Genomic DNA, 14,406 nt, shown 5'->3' on the forward strand with positions numbered 1-14,406 from the left:
CGCCATAAGCGTCCAATGCGGCATCAACCCGAAATACCTCTCACTAAAAGGTGGTTTTCTCATGTCTCAGGTACGTCGGCAGACCGCCCGGCCACGGCCCAGCTGGGGCTGGCAGGATGACGCCGCGTGCCGGGGCGAGGACCTCGTGCTCTTCTTCGGTCCTGACGGCGAGCGTCAGCCTGAGCGTGACATCCGCGAGCGGAAGGCCAAGGCCATCTGCGCCCAGTGCCCCGTCCGCGCGGAGTGCCTGGACTACGCGCTTTCCCGTCCGGAGAAGTACGGCACCTGGGGCGGTCTGAACGAGGACGAGCGCGCCTCCGAGCGTCGCCGTCGCATGCGCCGCGCCGCCAGCGCCGGCATCAGCGCCGTCGCCTGAGCAAGTACCTCCACCCGGCTTCCCCCTGACGTGTGATCTCGCTGATTCCCCTGCGAGATCACACGTTGTTGTGTAAGAACGGGCGTCCCGCACTCGGGGCGGGCGGCATCCGGCAGGGGCCGGTCAGTTCTGCGGCGGGATCCTCGGAGTGTCCCGGCGTCCGCGCGACGGCAGCGGCTTCACCTGGGGCGTCGAGCAGTTAGGACAGCTCTGGTCCACCCAGGGCGGCGTGGTGACGATGCCCTTCCTGCGCCACACCACCGCACGCCCGTCGTCGGCGTGGCAGGCCTCATAGAGCTCTCCCCAGACGTGCAGGCAGCGAAGGCACTGGAAGTCCCAGGCCTCGGCGACGGCATTGATCTCTCGCATGTGCTCTCTTCTCGCATGGGTTCCGTGCTGGTCGGGAGGACGAGCGGCACGGCCTATATGCGGGACACACCGAGCAGGATCAGCCTGCGGGCCCCGGCGGGCGGAGCGAGGAGAGAGAGTTCCTCGGCCCGCCTCCCACCCGCCCTTCCCACCCGGGGTCCGGCGAGGGCGCCGCAGGACGACGCGGGAACGCCGGTCCGCACGCGCGCGTCGCGCCTGCCCCCGGCGTCATGGGAGAGCGGCTCGGCAGGCTTCTCGTCGACGGGGTACGGATCGCCGGGGAGCGTCTCGACGCACTGGCGTTCGACCATCAGGCCCAGGTCGCCGGAATGCCACCCCAGGCAGAGTCCCGCGCAGACGACAAGCACGATCCACGGCACCGCCCAGCGGCACCGGGAGAGCGCGCGTCCGCGCGAACCGGCGATCACACATAAAGGTTTGCCTACCCAGAGTGAGCAAAACTCCACCCATGGTAATTGTTCTCGGGTGGCCGAGAACGCGACAGTCGCCGCCGAGCTGAAACGGACGGCGTCCCAGCGGACCGGGTCCGGCCTTCACCGCGTTCCCGCGTTCCCTGTGTTCCTCGCGCACCCCCGCGTTCCCCACGTTCCCGCGTGTTCCCGCGGGCGTTTTCAGCGTGCTCGCGGCGCTCCAGGGCATCGCCGCCAAGCGCCCCGGGACGGGCCCGCGCCCGCCCCGGGGACGGCGGTCAGGGGCGGTTGCGCCCCGGCTTGCGCATCTCCTTGTGGATGATCTTCCACTTGTTCTGCAGCTCCTTGCGGAGCCGCGCGTCGCTCCTGGACGCCATCCAGGCCGCCTCGCGCTGGAGTTTGTTCCAGCTCTCCAGCCGCCGCTCGGGAAGCGAGCCGTCCTCGATGGCGGCGATCACCGCGCACCCGGGCTCGCTGTCGTGCCCGCAGTCGGCGAACCGGCAGCGCTCGGCGAGCTCCTCGATGTCGGAGAAGACCATGTCCACGCCCTCGCCCATGTCGTAGAGGCCGATGCGGCGGATGCCGGGCGTGTCGATGACGAGGCCGCCGTCGCGCAGCGGGATGAGCTCCCGGTGCACCGTGGTGTGACGGCCCCTGCCGTCGCTGGCCCTGACCTGCTGGGTCTCCATCACCTGCTCGCCCGCCAGGGCGTTGACCAGGGTGGACTTGCCCGCGCCCGAAGCTCCGAGCACCACGGCTGTGCGCGTCCCCTCCAGGTGGCCGCGCACGATGTCGACCCCCTCCCCGCTGACGGAGCAGACCGCGTGCACGTCGACCCCCGGAGCCGCGGAGGCGACCTCCCTCATCAGGAAGTCCAGGCCGTCCCCGACGAGGTCGGACTTGGTGACGAGCACGACCGGCAGGGCTCCGCTCTCCCAGGCGAGCGCGAGCAGCCGCTCGATCCGGCCGAGGTCGGCGGTGTCGGTGGAGTGCAGGGCGGGTTCCGCGACGAAGACGACGTCGACGTTGGCCGCCAGCACCTGCCCCTGGGAGTCGCCGGACAGGCCGCCCCTGGAGACCCTGCCGACGCCGCCGCGCACGAACGCGGTACGGCGGGGCAGGAGCGCCTCGAGTTCGAAGCGGCCCTCGGGCAGCCGCCTGAGAGCCGCCCAGTCGCCCACGCAGGGCAGGGCGACCGGGTCGGCCGCGGCGGCCCGCCGTACGTGGGCGCTGTAGTGGACCTGGAGATGACCGTCGGCGCACAGCACCTCGGCGGCGCCGCGGTCGACACGCGCCACCCTGGCCGGAAGCAGACCGGCGGGGAGTTCCGCGGCGAGGGAGTCGTTCCAGCCGAGCGAGGAAAGCTCGAAGGAAGTGGAGAAGTTCGAGGAAGACACCTGGGTACACCCTTGTTCGAAGAGGTCGGGTGCCCCGGTCAGAAGTCGGTCAGGCGGGCACCCGGAGGTTGGCTGAAGGCATGGCGAAGACAACGACCCGCATGTCCTCACCTCCAAACCTCGTGGCCGTCGCTCACGGCGACGGCGCCCTCGACAGGCGCGACGGCGTCTGTCGGCAGCACTGTAACGCAGTCCCACCCACCGCACGCAAGCCGTTTTCCCGTGTCCCCTCAGTTTCCCGCGTCCCGCTCAGCCGCTTCCGCCCTCGCGTGCCCCGAGACATCCCGGACGCCCGGCCCGCCGCGCGTCACTCCGGGACACCCTCGCGCCGGCGACCGGGCAGGCCGGACACGACCGTCGCGACCCGCGGACACGCGAGAGCCCCGGAACCGCACGGTTCCGGGGCTCCTCAGCCGCCGACGTCCGGGCCTACGGCCTCACGGACAGGCGCTCGGTCCTGTCACAGCCCCGGGGCGGGGAAGTGGCTCGTCAGCTCCCGCACCTCGCCGTGGACCCGGGTGATGACGTGCTTGGCCTCGTCCTCGTCCTTGGCCAGCGCGCTGACCACCTGGTCGATCCAGGCGCCGATCTGCCGCATCTCGGCCACGCCCATGCCGCGGCTGGTCACGCCCGCGGTGCCGATGCGGATGCCCGACGGGTCGAAGGGCTTGCGCGTGTCGAAGGGCACGGTGTTGTAGTTGGTCTCCAGACCGGCCTTGTCCAGGGCCTGCGCGGCGGGCTTGCCGCCGATGCCCTTGGGGGTCAGGTCGAACAGGATCAGGTGGTTGTCCGTGCCACCGGAGACCAGGTCGAAGCCGCGGCTCTTGAGCTCCTCGGCGAGCGCCTGGGCGTTCAGGACGACCTGGCGCGCGTAGTCCTTGAACTCGTCGGTCGCCGCCTCCTTCAGCGCCACCGCGATGGCGGCGGTGGTGTGGTTGTGCGGGCCGCCCTGCAGGCCGGGGAAGACGGCCTTGTTGAGGGCGGTGGCGTGCTCGTCCGAGCTGGCCATGAGCATCGCGCCACGGGGACCGCGCAGGGTCTTGTGGGTGGTGGTGGAGATGACGTCGGCGTGGCCGACCGGCGACGGGTGCGCGCCACCGGCGACCAGGCCCGCGATGTGGGCGATGTCGGCGGCGAGCACGGCCCCGACCTCACGGGCGATCTCGGCGAAGGCGGGGAAGTCGATGGTGCGCGGGATCGCGGTGCCACCGCAGAAGATCAGCTTGGGCCGCTCACGGAGGGCGATCTCGCGGACCTCGTCCATGTCGACGCGGCCCGTGTCCTGGCGCACGCCGTAGCGGACCGGGTTGAACCACTTGCCGGTGGCCGAGACCGACCAGCCGTGGGTGAGGTGGCCGCCGAACGGCAGGCCCATGCCCATGACGGTGTCGCCCGGCTGCAGGAAGGCCAGGTAGATGGCGAGGTTGGCGGGCGAGCCCGAGTAGGGCTGGACGTTGGCGTGGTTCACGCCGAACAGCGACTTGGCCCGCTCGACGGCGAGGGTCTCGACCTGGTCGATGACCTGCTGGCCCTCGTAGTAGCGCTTGCCGGGGTATCCCTCGGAGTACTTGTTGGTGAGAACGGTGCCGGTGGCCTCGAGGACCGCCTTGGACACGTAGTTCTCCGAGGCGATCAGCTTCACGGTGTCGGCCTGGCGGCGTTCCTCCGCTTTGATGAGCTCGGCGATCTGCGGATCGACGTCGGATAGAGAACCCATGGCGCCTTCACTCCCCTGTCATCGTTGACAACGTGCGGAGACCCAGGCGTACGGCCTCCGCTGTTTCCGCTCCCCGGTGGTCTCTCCCACCCAATGCGCCAGTCGCGCTTTAGACGATAGCGGACAGGCCGTGCTCAGCCCGCACGCCCTGCGCGCCCCGCGCCGTCCACCGGCCAGAGCCTGTCCACCTCGGCGTTGAGCGTCGCGCCGATGAGCACGGCCAGTGCCGTGATGTAGAGCCACAGGAGCACCGCGATCGGGGCGGCGAGCGAGCCGTAGATGGAGACCGGGGAGAACCAGGCGGCGAGCACCGCGCGCAGCACGGCGGCGCAGGCGATCCAGATGATGAGCGCGAGCAGGGCGCCGGGCAGCTCCCGCCACCAGCGGGTCCGCACCGGAACGCTCACGTGGTAGAGCAGGGTGAGGAAGAACACCGAGCCGATGACGACCACCGGCCAGTAGAGGCTGTCGACCAGGCTCGCGTAGTCGGGGGGCAGGGCGCCGCGCAGCGCCACGGGCCCCAGGACGAGCACCGGCATGACCAGCAGGCCGATCAGCAGGCCCGCGAGGTAGAGCCCGAAGGACATCAGGCGGGTGCGGATGATGCCGCGTTCCTCGCCGAGCCCGTAGGCCAGCGAGATCAGGTCGACGTAGACGAACAACGCCCGCGACCCCGACCACAGGGCCAGCAGGAAGCCAAGGGAGATCAGGGACACCTGGTTCGCCGGATTCAGCACGTCGTCGATGAGCGGGGTGACCACGGTGTCGACGGCGTTGTCGGTGAACAGCAGGTGGGCCTGCTTCTCGATCCAGTCGCTGACGTTCCTGACCGTCTCGGGGCCGAACACCTGGGTGAGCTGGCCGAGCACCCCGATCAGGCCGAGCACGAACGGCGGCAGCGACAGCAGGGCGAAGAAGGCGGCCTCCCCGGCGAGCCCGGTGACGCGGTAGGTGATGCCGGCGTTGGTGGTCGCGCTCGCCAGGGCCCAGGTGTCCGTCCCCCGCACCCAGGACAGCCCCGCGCGCAGCCTCGTCCTGGCCACGCCCGAGGTGCGCCTTCTTGGCCCGCGCCTGCGTGCCCGGGCGTCGGTGGACGTCATGCCACCCAACGGTATGCCCAGCGCCCCTTGATCACGAGCCCGCGCCGCAACGATCGAATCTCGGGTCCGTAACCGCCGCTACCTGCGGTAGAAGGCCTCAGGGTCGTCCACGTCGACGATCCGGGCGCCCAGCGGCAGCAGGGAGACGGAAATCAGCTTGATGTTCGCGATGCCCAGCGGGATGCCGACGATCGACAGGAACAGCGGGATGGAGGTGAGCACGTGGCCGATGGCCAGCCAGATCCCCGCGACGACGCACCAGATGACGTTCCCGACCGTGGACAGACAGCCCGCGTCCGGGTCGCGCACCACGGTCCGCCCGAAGGGCCACAGCGCGTACGCGGCGATCCGGAACGACGCGATCCCGAACGGGATCGTGATGATCAGAACGCAGCAGACGACGCCCGCGACGACGTAGCCGAGGGCCAGCCAGACTCCCGCGAACACCAGCCAGATGACGTTCAACAACGTGCGCATGCTTCGAGCATGTCAGGAGGTGCGAAACCCGCTCCATCGGGTGGACCCCTGAGAAACCCCTGACCCGAGCGGCTTTCTCCCCCTGCCGGGCGGCCCGGCGAACGCCTGCGCGACCCCCGCCCACGCCCGCGCGACCTCGCCTCGCACCTCGAGGAAGGTGTCGTCGAGGTGGCGGCGCTGGACCACGAGAAGGCAGAAGTCGAGCGCGGTCCCCCTGACCAGGTTCGCGGCGTCGACGGGGCCCGCCGTCCACGGCGACCCGTCCGGCAGGGTCAGCTCGACCCGTACCGGATCGGCGGGCGGCTCCATTCCCCGGATGGCGAAGCCGTACGGCATGGCGCGCACCCCGAGGGTCGCCACGTGCCTGAGCCTGGCGGTGGGGATGCGCACGACGCCGAGCGCGTCCGCCACGTCCTGCCCGTGGGCCCAGGTCTCCATCAGCCGCGCGGTGACGAAGGAGGCGGCCGACATGTCGGGGCCGTACCAGGGAAGCCTGGCCGAGGGGCCGAGTCCGGCGAAGGCCTCGAGGCTGCGGGCCCTGGCCGTGCGGAACCAGTCGTGGAGCAGGCGGGGGGAGAGGCCGCGCGAGGCGGCCGCGAGCTCGTCGACGGCGGACTCGCCCCTGCCGAGAAACTCGGAGCGGGTGGCGCGGAAGGCGTCGGGGTCGGTCACGGCGGCGGTCGCGGCGTCGTCGAACCAGGCGAGGTGGCTGATCTGGTCGCGCACCGCCCAGCCTTCCGCGGGGGTCGGCAGCTCCCAGTCCGCGGAGGCGAGCCCGCGGATCACGCCGTCCAGTTCCTCGGTCTCCGCGCGCAGATCCGCCAGCAGCTCGCCCATCAGGCCCACGGCGCCTCCTTGCTACGGCCCAGGCATCGTCACGGCTCAGGCAAGGGTAACCGAGCGATGTTCTACAAGGAACGGCACAATGGGAGGATGATCTGCGACAGGTGCAAGGAACGCCGGCACGACGAGTGCCGAGGCGGCTCGTGGTGCGACTGCCAGCACCAGCCCGCCGAGAAGGCGGGCGAGCACAGGGAGTCCGCGCTTGACTGGCCGCGCCAAGGTTGACCCCGGAGAAAGTCCAGATTGTGGACCTCACATTGGACATCTCGGGTCGCCAAGGTATCGTCGTGGACATGCCAGCGGACCCATTGCTCGTCGTGCGACGCCACGTCGACCTTCTTCGTGTCCGCAGTGCCATCTGTCGTGACGTCCGTTGACCGTCGCCCTCCGCTGATTTCACCCAGCTCGGGCGCGTGACAGGCGTCCTCCTCCGTGAGTAACCCACCCCCGCACTCAACGACGAGGCGGCAGGTAGTGCCTGTGCGTGTCCGGAAATCACTCCACCGATTCACAAAGGACGCGCACATGACGACCCCGGCCAGGCCGGCTAACCGCCACCACAAGCGCCCGCGAGGCGAAGGTCAGTGGGCTCTCGGTTACCGCGAACCGCTGAACAAGAACGAGGAGAACAAGAAGAACGACGACGGGCTCAACGTCCGTCAGCGCATCATCGACATCTACTCGAAGAACGGCTTCGACTCCATCGACCCCGCCGACCTGCGGGGCCGGATGCGCTGGTACGGGCTCTACACCCAGCGCAAGCCCGGGATCGACGGCGGCAAGACCGCGATCCTGGAGCCGGAGGAGCTCGACGACCGCTACTTCATGCTCCGGGTCAGGATCGACGGCGGCAGGCTCAACCTGGAGCAGCTGCGCGCCATCGCCGACATCTCCAACCTCTACGGCCGCGGCACCGCCGACGTCACCGACCGGCAGAACATCCAGCTCCACTGGATCGAGATCGAGTCCGTCCCCGACATCTGGAAGCGGCTCGAGGCGGTCGGCCTGTCCACCACGGAGGCCTGCGGCGACACCCCGCGCGTCATCATGGGCTGTCCGCTGGCCGGGATCGACACCGAAGAGGTGCTCGACGGCACCGAGCAGATCCAGGAGATCTACGACACCTACATCGGCGACCCGGCGTTCTCCAACCTGCCCCGCAAGTTCAAGACCGCGGTCAGCGGCTGCCCGGCGCACTGCACGGTGCACGAGATCAACGACATCGCCTTCGTCGGCGTGGTCAACGAGCAGGGCGAGAAGGGCTACGACCTGTGGGTCGGCGGCGGCCTTTCCACCAACCCGATGCTGGCCAAGCGCCTGGGCGTCTTCGTCTCCCCCGAGCGGGTCAGCGAGGTCTGGGGCGGTGTCATCGGCATCTTCCGCGACTACGGCTACCGCCGCCTGCGGCACAGGGCCCGGATCAAGTTCCTGGTCAACGACTGGGGGGTCGAGAAGTTCAGGGAGATCCTGGAGACCGAGTACCTCGGGCAGGCCCTGCCCGACGGCCCCGCGCCCGAGCAGCCGCGCGGCGGCCGCAGGGACCACGTGGGCGTCTTCCAGCAGAAGGACGGCAACTTCTACGTCGGCTTCGCCCCCAGGGTCGGCCGTCTCGACGGCGACAAGCTGCACCTGATCGCCGACATCGCCGAGCGGCACGGCTCCGGCCGGGTGCACACCACGGTCGAGCAGAAGATGGTCATCCTCGACGTGGCCCCCGACAAGGTGGACGGCGTCGTGGCCGAGCTGGAGGCGAACGACCTGCGGGTCAACCCCTCCACCTTCCGCCGCCAGACCATGGCGTGCACCGGCATCGAGTTCTGCAAGCTGGCGATCGTCGAGACGAAGGCGACGGCGTCCGACCTGATCGACGAGCTGGAGCGCCGTCTGCCGGACTTCAGGGAGCCGCTGACCATCAACGTCAACGGCTGCCCGAACTCCTGTGCGCGCATCCAGGTCGCCGACATCGGTCTCAAGGGCCAGCTCGTCGTCAACGACGCGGGTGAGCAGGTCGAGGGCTTCCAGATCCACCTGGGCGGCTCGCTGGGCGTCAACGCGGGCTTCGGCCGCAAGGTCCGCGGCCTGAAGGCCACCGCGGAGGAGCTTCCCGACTACGTGGAGCGCGTCGTGCGCAACTTCGAGAAGCAGCGCGACGGGAGCGAGACCTTCTCCGAGTGGGTCCAGCGCGCCGAGGATGCGGACCTCAAGTGATCGGGGCGACCACCGGACAGGCCCGCCGTCCCTCCGGCGACGGCGGGAGAGGCCGATGAGCGAGCGAGCGGTTCCCTTCCACTGCCCCTACTGCGGCGAAGAGGACCTCGAACCCTACGAGGGCGACGGCGGCTGGTACTGCCGCTCGTGCGCCCGCGCCTTCAAGCTGAAGTTTCTCGGCATCGGGGTGCGGTCGTCATGACGCGAAACGCACCTGACGGAGTGAGCGAAGTGGCCCGCGAGGCACGGACGGCCCACGAAGCACGAACGACCCGCGCGGCGAATGAGGAGTGGTGAGCGAGCGATGACACTGGTGGACATCGAAGTCGGATTAAAGCAGCAGCGTGGCGCCCTGGACATGCAGGACATCGTCGAGTCGGCGGGGCGCTTCCTAGAGGACGCCTCCGCGCTCGAGATCATCCGCTGGGCGGCGGCCACCTTCGGCGACCGGCTCTGCCTGACCGCCTCGATGAGCGACGCCCTGCTGATCGACCTGGTGAGCCGGGTCAAGCCCGGTGTCGACGTGCTTTTCATCGACACCGGCTACCACTTCGCCGAGACGATCGGCACCCGTGACGCGGTGCGGCAGGTCTACGACGTGAACGTGATCGACGTCAAGCCGTCCAGGACGGTGGCCGAGCAGGAGCGCGACCTCGGTCCGCGTCTTTTCGGGCGCAACCCCGACCTGTGCTGCTACCTGCGCAAGGTCGAGCCGCTCAACCGCGCGCTCGAGCCGTACCTCGCCTGGGTCTCCGGCATCCGCAGGGACGAGGCCGTGACCCGCGCCGGGGTCAAGGTCGTCGAGTGGGACGCCAAGCGCCAGATGGTCAAGATCAACCCGATCGCCCGCTGGACGCAGGAGGACGTCGACAACTACATGGCCGACAACGGCGTGCTGATCAACCCGCTGCACTACGACAACTACCCCTCGATCGGCTGCGCCCCCTGCACCCGGCAGGTCGCCCCCGGCGAGGACCCGCGCAGCGGCCGCTGGGCGGGCATGGGCAAGACGGAATGCGGGTTGCATCTATGACGTGGCGCCCGCGTGGCACGACGTCCGCGCCGCCGCTGATCGCGGTGGCGCACGGGTCCCGCGACCCGCGCGCCGCCGCGACGGTGGAGGACCTGCTCGACGTCGTACGGCGGGCGCGTCCTGAGATCCCGGTGCGCACCGCCTATCTCGACCACGCCCCTCCGACGCTCGCCATGGCGCTGTCGGGGCTGACCGAGGCGGCGGTGCTGCCGCTGCTGCTGACCGAGGCCTACCACAGCCGGGTGGACATCCCCGGCGCGCTCGCGGAGGCGGCGGCCCGCACGCCGCTGCTGCGGGTGCACAGGGGCGCGACGCTGGGCCCGCACCCGCTGCTGGTCACCGCCCTCGAGCGGCGGCTGACCGAGGCGGGGGTCGAGCCCGGCGATCCGGACACCGCGGTGGTGCTGGTCTCTGCGGGGTCGAGCGACCGGCGGGCCAACGCGACGGTCGCCGGGGTCGCGGGAGAGTGGGCCAGACGGAGCGGCTGGTGGTCGGTGACCGCCGCGTACGCCTCCGCCGCCGAGCCGACCCCCGAGCGGGAGGTCAGGCGGCTCCTTGCGGCCGGGGCCCCACGCGTGGTCGTCGCCCCCTACCTGCTGGCCCCGGGTCACTTCGCCGACAAGATCCGTCGTGACACCCTGGCCGCGGGCGCCGAGGTCGTCGCGGGCGTTCTCGGCGCCGCCCCCGAGCTGGCGGCCGTGTTAATCGAACGTTACGAGCAGGCCCTGCTCGGGACGGAACGGTCAGCCACCGCCTGACGCCGCGGCGTCGGGGGAGGCGGTGACGCCCTGGGGCCTCGGGGGGACGGGCTCGTCCGCGAAGCGGCAGCGGGGGCCGCTGTCGCACGACTCGATCCACACGTCGTCGACCCTGACACGCATGTCGGCCCGGCCGTCACCCGCGAGCTCCAGCAGCCGCCGCCTGTCCCCGTCGGTGACGGCCGGTCTTCCCAGCTTCCTGATGGTGCCGGGAGGAAGCGCGGCCACCTCCAGCCGTCTCGTGCCCGACGTCACCGTCACGGCGATCCCGAAGACGGGCCCGCCTGCCGCGGGCAGCCTCTCGTTGCACAGCAGGGCGTTGCGGTAGACGCCGTCCAGCCAGTAGAGCATCTCCGCGCCGCGCGGGCAGTAGACCATTCCCAGCAGATCTCCCGCGCCCCTGCTCTTCGGGATGCCGAAGGCCACGCGCCTGCCCATCGCGGAGAAGGCCTCGTCCACGACGACCTTGGACATCTCGCGGGCGCCGTACCTGGGCGAGGGCTGGGCCATGACTCCGTTCCAGACGTCGTCGGGGGCCGAAACGGTTCCGGCGCCGGGCAGGGTCAGCGCCGCCGCGGCGGCGAGCCCGGCCAGGGCCGTCCCGCCCAGCAGGCGCAGGCGACGGCGTCTGATCGCGCCGATCCTGCGGTCCACCCCGGCGACGGTCACCCCGCCCGCGGGCGGGGTCTCGGCGTCCTCGTGGAAGAGGTCGCGCAGGTCGGATTCGGTGATCGTCATGTCAGCTCCCCGGGGTGGTCGCGGCCCTGGCCGCGGGATCGACGCGCAACTTGGCCAGGCCCCTGGCGGCCTGACTGCGCACGGTGGCCTCCGAACATCCGAGGACCCTGGCGATCTCCCTGTCCGGCAGGTCGGCGTAGTAGCGCAGGACCAGCACGGCCCGCTGCCTGGCGGGCAGGGCCGTCAGCGCCGCGCGGACCGTCTCGCGGACGCCGAACTCGCCGGCCGGATCCGCGGTGGCCCGCTCGGGCAGGACCTCGGTCGGCACCTCCCCCCGCCATCTCCTGCGCCACCAGCTGGCATGGGTGTTGGCCAGGATCCGGTAGACGTAGGGGTCGGGGTCGTCCCCCACTCTGCGCCAGGCGAACCACGCCTTGGCTAACGCCGTCTGCAGCAGGTCCTCCGCCAGCCCCCAGTCGCGGCAGAGCAGGTAGGCGGTACGCAGCAGACGGGCCGAACGCTGCTCGACGTAGCGCTCGAAGTCGGCCCGGTCTCGCATCCGAAGTCCTCACTGGTCGGTGATGTTCACCGACCACTACCGTTCGGACCTCACGGGACGTTGCACGACCGCGGAAACATCGCCGGAGACGTCGTCTCCGGCGATGTCGGGAAAGCCCGCCCCTCTGAGGCGGCGACCGGCCGGTGCGGCCTCAGTGCCACCGGTGCGGGTCGGAGGGCGGCAGCGGAGGGCGCGGCTCGCCACGCAGCTCACCACGCAGCTCGCGCCACTGCTCGCGCCAGGCGGCCCAGGGCTTCTTGATGGGTTTGGCCTGGGAGTCGCCGATCACCTTGAGGTCGCCCATGACCACGTAGGCCTTGATCCGGATGACCGGCACGTTCATGCCGGGAGGGGCCTCGATGACCTGGACCTTCTTGTCCCCCATGATCGTGATGCCGTCGATCTCGACGTCGACGCCGTCCGGCACGATGATCTTCACGTCGCCCATGACCGAGGTCGCGACGATGTCGACGACGTCGGTGCGGACCTCGGCCTCGCGCAGGTCGAGCACGACGTCGCCCATCACGGCGACCGCGCCGAGCCCCTGGTCGATCCGCCACTTGCCCCGGCGCTTCGAGTCGCCCATCACGGCCACGAACCACTGCCTCGCCCTGCCGCCCCGCGGCTGCTGGGCCTGGACGGGCGCGTACGCCGGAGCGGGGGCGGCCTGGCCCGCCATGGGCAGGTCGGAGGTGATGACGGCCAGCTCGGCCTGCGTGACGGCGGTGTAGGCCGCCTCCGTGCGCTCGGTCAGCTCTCCGAGCGTCAGACGCCCCTCGACGGAGGCGACGCGCAGCCGCTCGACCGCCGCCTCTCTCTCTGCGTCCGAGACCCGTATTGCGCCGGGATCGTTCATGACTCACAACATATCGCGAGTTGCCCCGGCAGTGGGTCCTCCGTAAGGAGGACATGACCGTGCACACCGGCGGGAACGACATGACCGCCCCGGGCCGGCTCCCGGGCCCGTGACCGCCCCGTGACCGCGCCGGGACAGGCTAGGGTCCCCCTCATGTACGAAGAACTTCTGCAGGCCGTGGCCCTCAACGACGCCGAGCGCGCCGAGCGCCTGCTCCAGGGCGGGACGAGCGCCGACCCCGGAGACTCCTCGGAGACCACGGCGCTGTACGCGGCCTCCGCCGGAGGCCGTACGGCGATCGTGCGCGCGCTGCTGGCCAACGGGGCCGACCCGGGCCGGATCAGCGGAGGCGAGGACGAGGGGCTGCCCCTGTGCGCGGCCGCCGCCCTGGGCCACGTCGAGATCCTGGAGGCGCTGCTGGCGGCCGGGGCTGACCCGACGGCCCAGGAGAACGGCGGGTGGACCGCCCTGCTCTGGGCCGCCTCGAACGGCCGGGCCGAGGCGCTCAGGAAGCTGCTGGCGGCCGGGGCCGGGCCCGAGGAGACCAACGACGGCGGTGAGACCGCGCTCACCCTGGCCGCCAGGCGCGGGGCGCTGGGCGCGGTGCGCGCGCTCCTCGAGCAGGGGGCCGACCCCCGCCGAGCCGACGCCGAGGGGGACACGCCCCTGGCCGTCGCCTACGACTGGCTGGGCACGCAACTGGAGAGCGCGCTGCTGGAGCAGCTGTCCGACCAGGCCCCCGAGGGAGCCCAGTTCGTCGTGGGCCGCAGCCGTGCCGAGGACGGCACCGACCTGGTGACCGTCGCCGCCGTCGGAGCCGACGGGGAGCGTCTGGCGGAGCTGCGCTGCCAGCGCGGCCACGCGGCCGTCGCGACCCTGCTGGAGGAGGCGACCGACGAGCGTCCGCCCTTCGACGAGCTGGTCGAGCGGGCGCTGCCGTACCGGGACGTCGACGAGGAGGCGGAGACCTGGTGGACGGTGGCGAGCTCGCTGAGCAGGCGCGGGGACGAGGAGACCTTCGAGGCCGCGGCGCGACTGTGCGTCAACGAGGACCCGCGCAAGCGGGAGTTCGCCGTCGACGTGCTCGCGGAGCTCGGGTTCACCGACGACGACAAGCCCTTCCTCGAGCGGACGCTGCCGCTCCTGCGGCGGATGGCGGCCACGGAGGGCGACGAGCGGGTCCTGCGCTCGGTGCTCGGCGCGCTCGGCCACCACGCCGATCCCCGTGCGCTGCCTGAGGTGCTCGAGATCGTCACCGCCGAGGGCTGGAGCCGCACCCAGGCCGATCCGGCCGCGCTGGCCGCCGTCCTGCCGCCTGGCCACGCGGAGGGGCTCGCGCTGCTCGTCTCGATGACGGAGGATCAGGACGAGGAGGTGCGCGACTGGGCGACCATGGGCCTGGCGGGGCTGGCGGAGGACACCGAGCAGGTGCGGGACGCGCTCGCGGCGCGGCTCGACGACGAGGACCTGAACACGGTGGCCGAGGCCACGCGGGGGCTCCTGACCCGGGGCGACCCCCGGGCGGCGCGCGGGGTCGAGCGGGTGCTCGCCGAGAGCGACGAGGACGACGACTACGTCCGCGACCTGGTCAGGCAGGACTAGCC

At 71.1% G+C, this 14,406-nt stretch carries 18 protein-coding genes and 1 riboswitch; of the genes, 8 read left to right on the forward strand and 10 right to left on the reverse strand.

What is annotated here, in order from left to right; genetic code table 11:
* The first annotated feature begins 61 nt into the window (after nucleotides 1-61).
* Nucleotides 62-376 carry a WhiB family transcriptional regulator gene (locus PKF00_RS31045; protein ID WP_012893126.1) on the forward strand — a complete coding sequence of 105 codons (315 nt, stop codon included), beginning with the start codon at nucleotides 62-64 and terminating at the stop codon, nucleotides 374-376.
* Between the two features lie 123 nt (nucleotides 377-499).
* On the opposite strand, the gene PKF00_RS31050 is transcribed toward PKF00_RS31045, so the two are convergent.
* The 7 genes from PKF00_RS31050 to PKF00_RS31080 all read right to left on the reverse strand — a co-directional run bounded on the left by PKF00_RS31050 (nucleotide 500) and on the right by PKF00_RS31080 (nucleotide 6,704).
* A complete protein-coding gene (locus PKF00_RS31050; RefSeq protein WP_271221237.1) occupies nucleotides 500-745 on the reverse strand; it encodes a hypothetical protein in 246 nt (81 codons plus the stop codon).
* A gap of 53 nt (nucleotides 746-798) precedes the next feature.
* Nucleotides 799-1,173 (reverse strand): hypothetical protein, encoded by a 375-nt coding sequence (locus PKF00_RS31055; protein ID WP_271221238.1) that lies wholly within the window; start codon nucleotides 1,171-1,173, stop codon nucleotides 799-801.
* A 281-nt stretch (nucleotides 1,174-1,454) separates the two neighbouring features.
* Entirely contained in the window at nucleotides 1,455-2,573 is a 1,119-nt protein-coding gene (rsgA, locus tag PKF00_RS31060) for a ribosome small subunit-dependent GTPase A (RefSeq protein ID WP_271221239.1), read from the reverse strand.
* A gap of 460 nt (nucleotides 2,574-3,033) precedes the next feature.
* Entirely contained in the window at nucleotides 3,034-4,290 is a 1,257-nt protein-coding gene (gene glyA, locus PKF00_RS31065) for a serine hydroxymethyltransferase (RefSeq protein ID WP_271221240.1), read from the reverse strand.
* A 33-nt stretch (nucleotides 4,291-4,323) separates the two neighbouring features.
* Nucleotides 4,324-4,406: riboswitch (ZMP/ZTP riboswitch) on the reverse strand.
* 18 nt (nucleotides 4,407-4,424) lie between these two features.
* Entirely contained in the window at nucleotides 4,425-5,390 is a 966-nt protein-coding gene (locus tag PKF00_RS31070; protein ID WP_271221241.1) for a YihY/virulence factor BrkB family protein, read from the reverse strand.
* Between the two features lie 78 nt (nucleotides 5,391-5,468).
* Entirely contained in the window at nucleotides 5,469-5,867 is a 399-nt protein-coding gene (locus PKF00_RS31075; RefSeq protein WP_271221242.1) for a YccF domain-containing protein, read from the reverse strand.
* A 12-nt stretch (nucleotides 5,868-5,879) separates the two neighbouring features.
* A complete protein-coding gene (locus tag PKF00_RS31080) occupies nucleotides 5,880-6,704 on the reverse strand; it encodes a TIGR03084 family metal-binding protein (RefSeq protein ID WP_309298454.1) in 825 nt (274 codons plus the stop codon).
* 96 nt (nucleotides 6,705-6,800) lie between these two features.
* On the opposite strand from PKF00_RS31080, the gene PKF00_RS31085 reads away from it, so the two are divergent.
* The 6 genes from PKF00_RS31085 to PKF00_RS31105 all read left to right on the forward strand — a co-directional run bounded on the left by PKF00_RS31085 (nucleotide 6,801) and on the right by PKF00_RS31105 (nucleotide 10,709).
* Complete coding sequence (locus PKF00_RS31085; RefSeq protein WP_271221244.1) at nucleotides 6,801-6,935, forward strand: hypothetical protein; 135 nt, start codon at nucleotides 6,801-6,803, stop codon at nucleotides 6,933-6,935.
* A gap of 68 nt (nucleotides 6,936-7,003) precedes the next feature.
* Nucleotides 7,004-7,087, forward strand: a complete 84-nt coding sequence (locus PKF00_RS44730) for a putative leader peptide (protein ID WP_369011191.1) — start codon at nucleotides 7,004-7,006, stop codon at nucleotides 7,085-7,087.
* Nucleotides 7,088-7,235: 148 nt separating this feature from the next.
* Nucleotides 7,236-8,918: a nitrite/sulfite reductase gene (locus PKF00_RS31090; RefSeq protein WP_271221245.1), complete on the forward strand. Its 1,683-nt coding sequence runs from the start codon at nucleotides 7,236-7,238 to the stop codon at nucleotides 8,916-8,918.
* A gap of 55 nt (nucleotides 8,919-8,973) precedes the next feature.
* Nucleotides 8,974-9,120 carry an Insertion element protein gene (locus PKF00_RS31095; RefSeq protein WP_271221246.1) on the forward strand — a complete coding sequence of 49 codons (147 nt, stop codon included), beginning with the start codon at nucleotides 8,974-8,976 and terminating at the stop codon, nucleotides 9,118-9,120.
* A 102-nt stretch (nucleotides 9,121-9,222) separates the two neighbouring features.
* Entirely contained in the window at nucleotides 9,223-9,951 is a 729-nt protein-coding gene (locus PKF00_RS31100; RefSeq protein ID WP_271221247.1) for a phosphoadenylyl-sulfate reductase, read from the forward strand.
* The gene (locus PKF00_RS31105; RefSeq protein ID WP_271221248.1) at nucleotides 9,948-10,709 is read left to right on the forward strand and encodes a sirohydrochlorin chelatase; all 762 of its coding nucleotides are present in this window, start codon (nucleotides 9,948-9,950) and stop codon (nucleotides 10,707-10,709) included. Before PKF00_RS31100 ends, PKF00_RS31105 begins: the two co-directional genes overlap by 4 nt.
* On the opposite strand, the gene PKF00_RS31110 is transcribed toward PKF00_RS31105, so the two are convergent.
* From PKF00_RS31110 to PKF00_RS31120, 3 genes are all read right to left on the reverse strand, one after another.
* On the reverse strand, nucleotides 10,695-11,447 hold the full coding sequence (locus PKF00_RS31110) for a hypothetical protein (RefSeq protein ID WP_271221249.1): 753 nt from the start codon (nucleotides 11,445-11,447) through the stop codon (nucleotides 10,695-10,697). The genes PKF00_RS31105 and PKF00_RS31110 overlap by 15 nt on opposite strands.
* 1 nt (nucleotide 11,448) lies before the next feature.
* The gene (locus PKF00_RS31115) at nucleotides 11,449-11,946 is read right to left on the reverse strand and encodes a SigE family RNA polymerase sigma factor (RefSeq protein ID WP_271221250.1); all 498 of its coding nucleotides are present in this window, start codon (nucleotides 11,944-11,946) and stop codon (nucleotides 11,449-11,451) included.
* Nucleotides 11,947-12,097: 151 nt separating this feature from the next.
* Entirely contained in the window at nucleotides 12,098-12,802 is a 705-nt protein-coding gene (locus PKF00_RS31120) for a DUF1707 SHOCT-like domain-containing protein (RefSeq protein WP_271221251.1), read from the reverse strand.
* Nucleotides 12,803-12,955: 153 nt separating this feature from the next.
* Between PKF00_RS31120 and PKF00_RS31125 the strand changes: the two genes are divergently transcribed.
* Nucleotides 12,956-14,404: an ankyrin repeat domain-containing protein gene (locus PKF00_RS31125; protein WP_271221252.1), complete on the forward strand. Its 1,449-nt coding sequence runs from the start codon at nucleotides 12,956-12,958 to the stop codon at nucleotides 14,402-14,404.
* The last annotated feature ends 2 nt before the right edge of the window (nucleotides 14,405-14,406 follow it).

Origin of the sequence: Streptosporangium carneum, assembly GCF_027922005.1 — a bacterium.
In the GTDB taxonomy this organism is placed as follows: domain Bacteria; phylum Actinomycetota; class Actinomycetes; order Streptosporangiales; family Streptosporangiaceae; genus Streptosporangium; species Streptosporangium carneum.

What these genes read in the sequence shown, in the direction of transcription:
- PKF00_RS31045 (WP_012893126.1), top strand. Translation starts at nt 62, where the DNA reads ATGTCTCAGGTACGTCGGCAGACCGCCCGGCCACGGCCCAGCTGGGGC.
- PKF00_RS31050 (WP_271221237.1), bottom strand. Translation starts at nt 745, where the DNA reads ATGCGAGAGATCAATGCCGTCGCCGAGGCCTGGGACTTCCAGTGCCTT.
- glyA (WP_271221240.1), bottom strand. Translation starts at nt 4,290, where the DNA reads ATGGGTTCTCTATCCGACGTCGATCCGCAGATCGCCGAGCTCATCAAA.
- PKF00_RS31070 (WP_271221241.1), bottom strand. Translation starts at nt 5,390, where the DNA reads ATGACGTCCACCGACGCCCGGGCACGCAGGCGCGGGCCAAGAAGGCGC.
- PKF00_RS31075 (WP_271221242.1), bottom strand. Translation starts at nt 5,867, where the DNA reads ATGCGCACGTTGTTGAACGTCATCTGGCTGGTGTTCGCGGGAGTCTGG.
- PKF00_RS31080 (WP_309298454.1), bottom strand. Translation starts at nt 6,704, where the DNA reads ATGGGCGAGCTGCTGGCGGATCTGCGCGCGGAGACCGAGGAACTGGAC.
- PKF00_RS31085 (WP_271221244.1), top strand. Translation starts at nt 6,801, where the DNA reads ATGATCTGCGACAGGTGCAAGGAACGCCGGCACGACGAGTGCCGAGGC.
- PKF00_RS44730 (WP_369011191.1), top strand. Translation starts at nt 7,004, where the DNA reads ATGCCAGCGGACCCATTGCTCGTCGTGCGACGCCACGTCGACCTTCTT.
- PKF00_RS31090 (WP_271221245.1), top strand. Translation starts at nt 7,236, where the DNA reads ATGACGACCCCGGCCAGGCCGGCTAACCGCCACCACAAGCGCCCGCGA.
- PKF00_RS31095 (WP_271221246.1), top strand. Translation starts at nt 8,974, where the DNA reads ATGAGCGAGCGAGCGGTTCCCTTCCACTGCCCCTACTGCGGCGAAGAG.
- PKF00_RS31100 (WP_271221247.1), top strand. Translation starts at nt 9,223, where the DNA reads ATGACACTGGTGGACATCGAAGTCGGATTAAAGCAGCAGCGTGGCGCC.
- PKF00_RS31105 (WP_271221248.1), top strand. Translation starts at nt 9,948, where the DNA reads ATGACGTGGCGCCCGCGTGGCACGACGTCCGCGCCGCCGCTGATCGCG.
- PKF00_RS31110 (WP_271221249.1), bottom strand. Translation starts at nt 11,447, where the DNA reads ATGACGATCACCGAATCCGACCTGCGCGACCTCTTCCACGAGGACGCC.
- PKF00_RS31115 (WP_271221250.1), bottom strand. Translation starts at nt 11,946, where the DNA reads ATGCGAGACCGGGCCGACTTCGAGCGCTACGTCGAGCAGCGTTCGGCC.
- PKF00_RS31120 (WP_271221251.1), bottom strand. Translation starts at nt 12,802, where the DNA reads ATGAACGATCCCGGCGCAATACGGGTCTCGGACGCAGAGAGAGAGGCG.
- PKF00_RS31125 (WP_271221252.1), top strand. Translation starts at nt 12,956, where the DNA reads ATGTACGAAGAACTTCTGCAGGCCGTGGCCCTCAACGACGCCGAGCGC.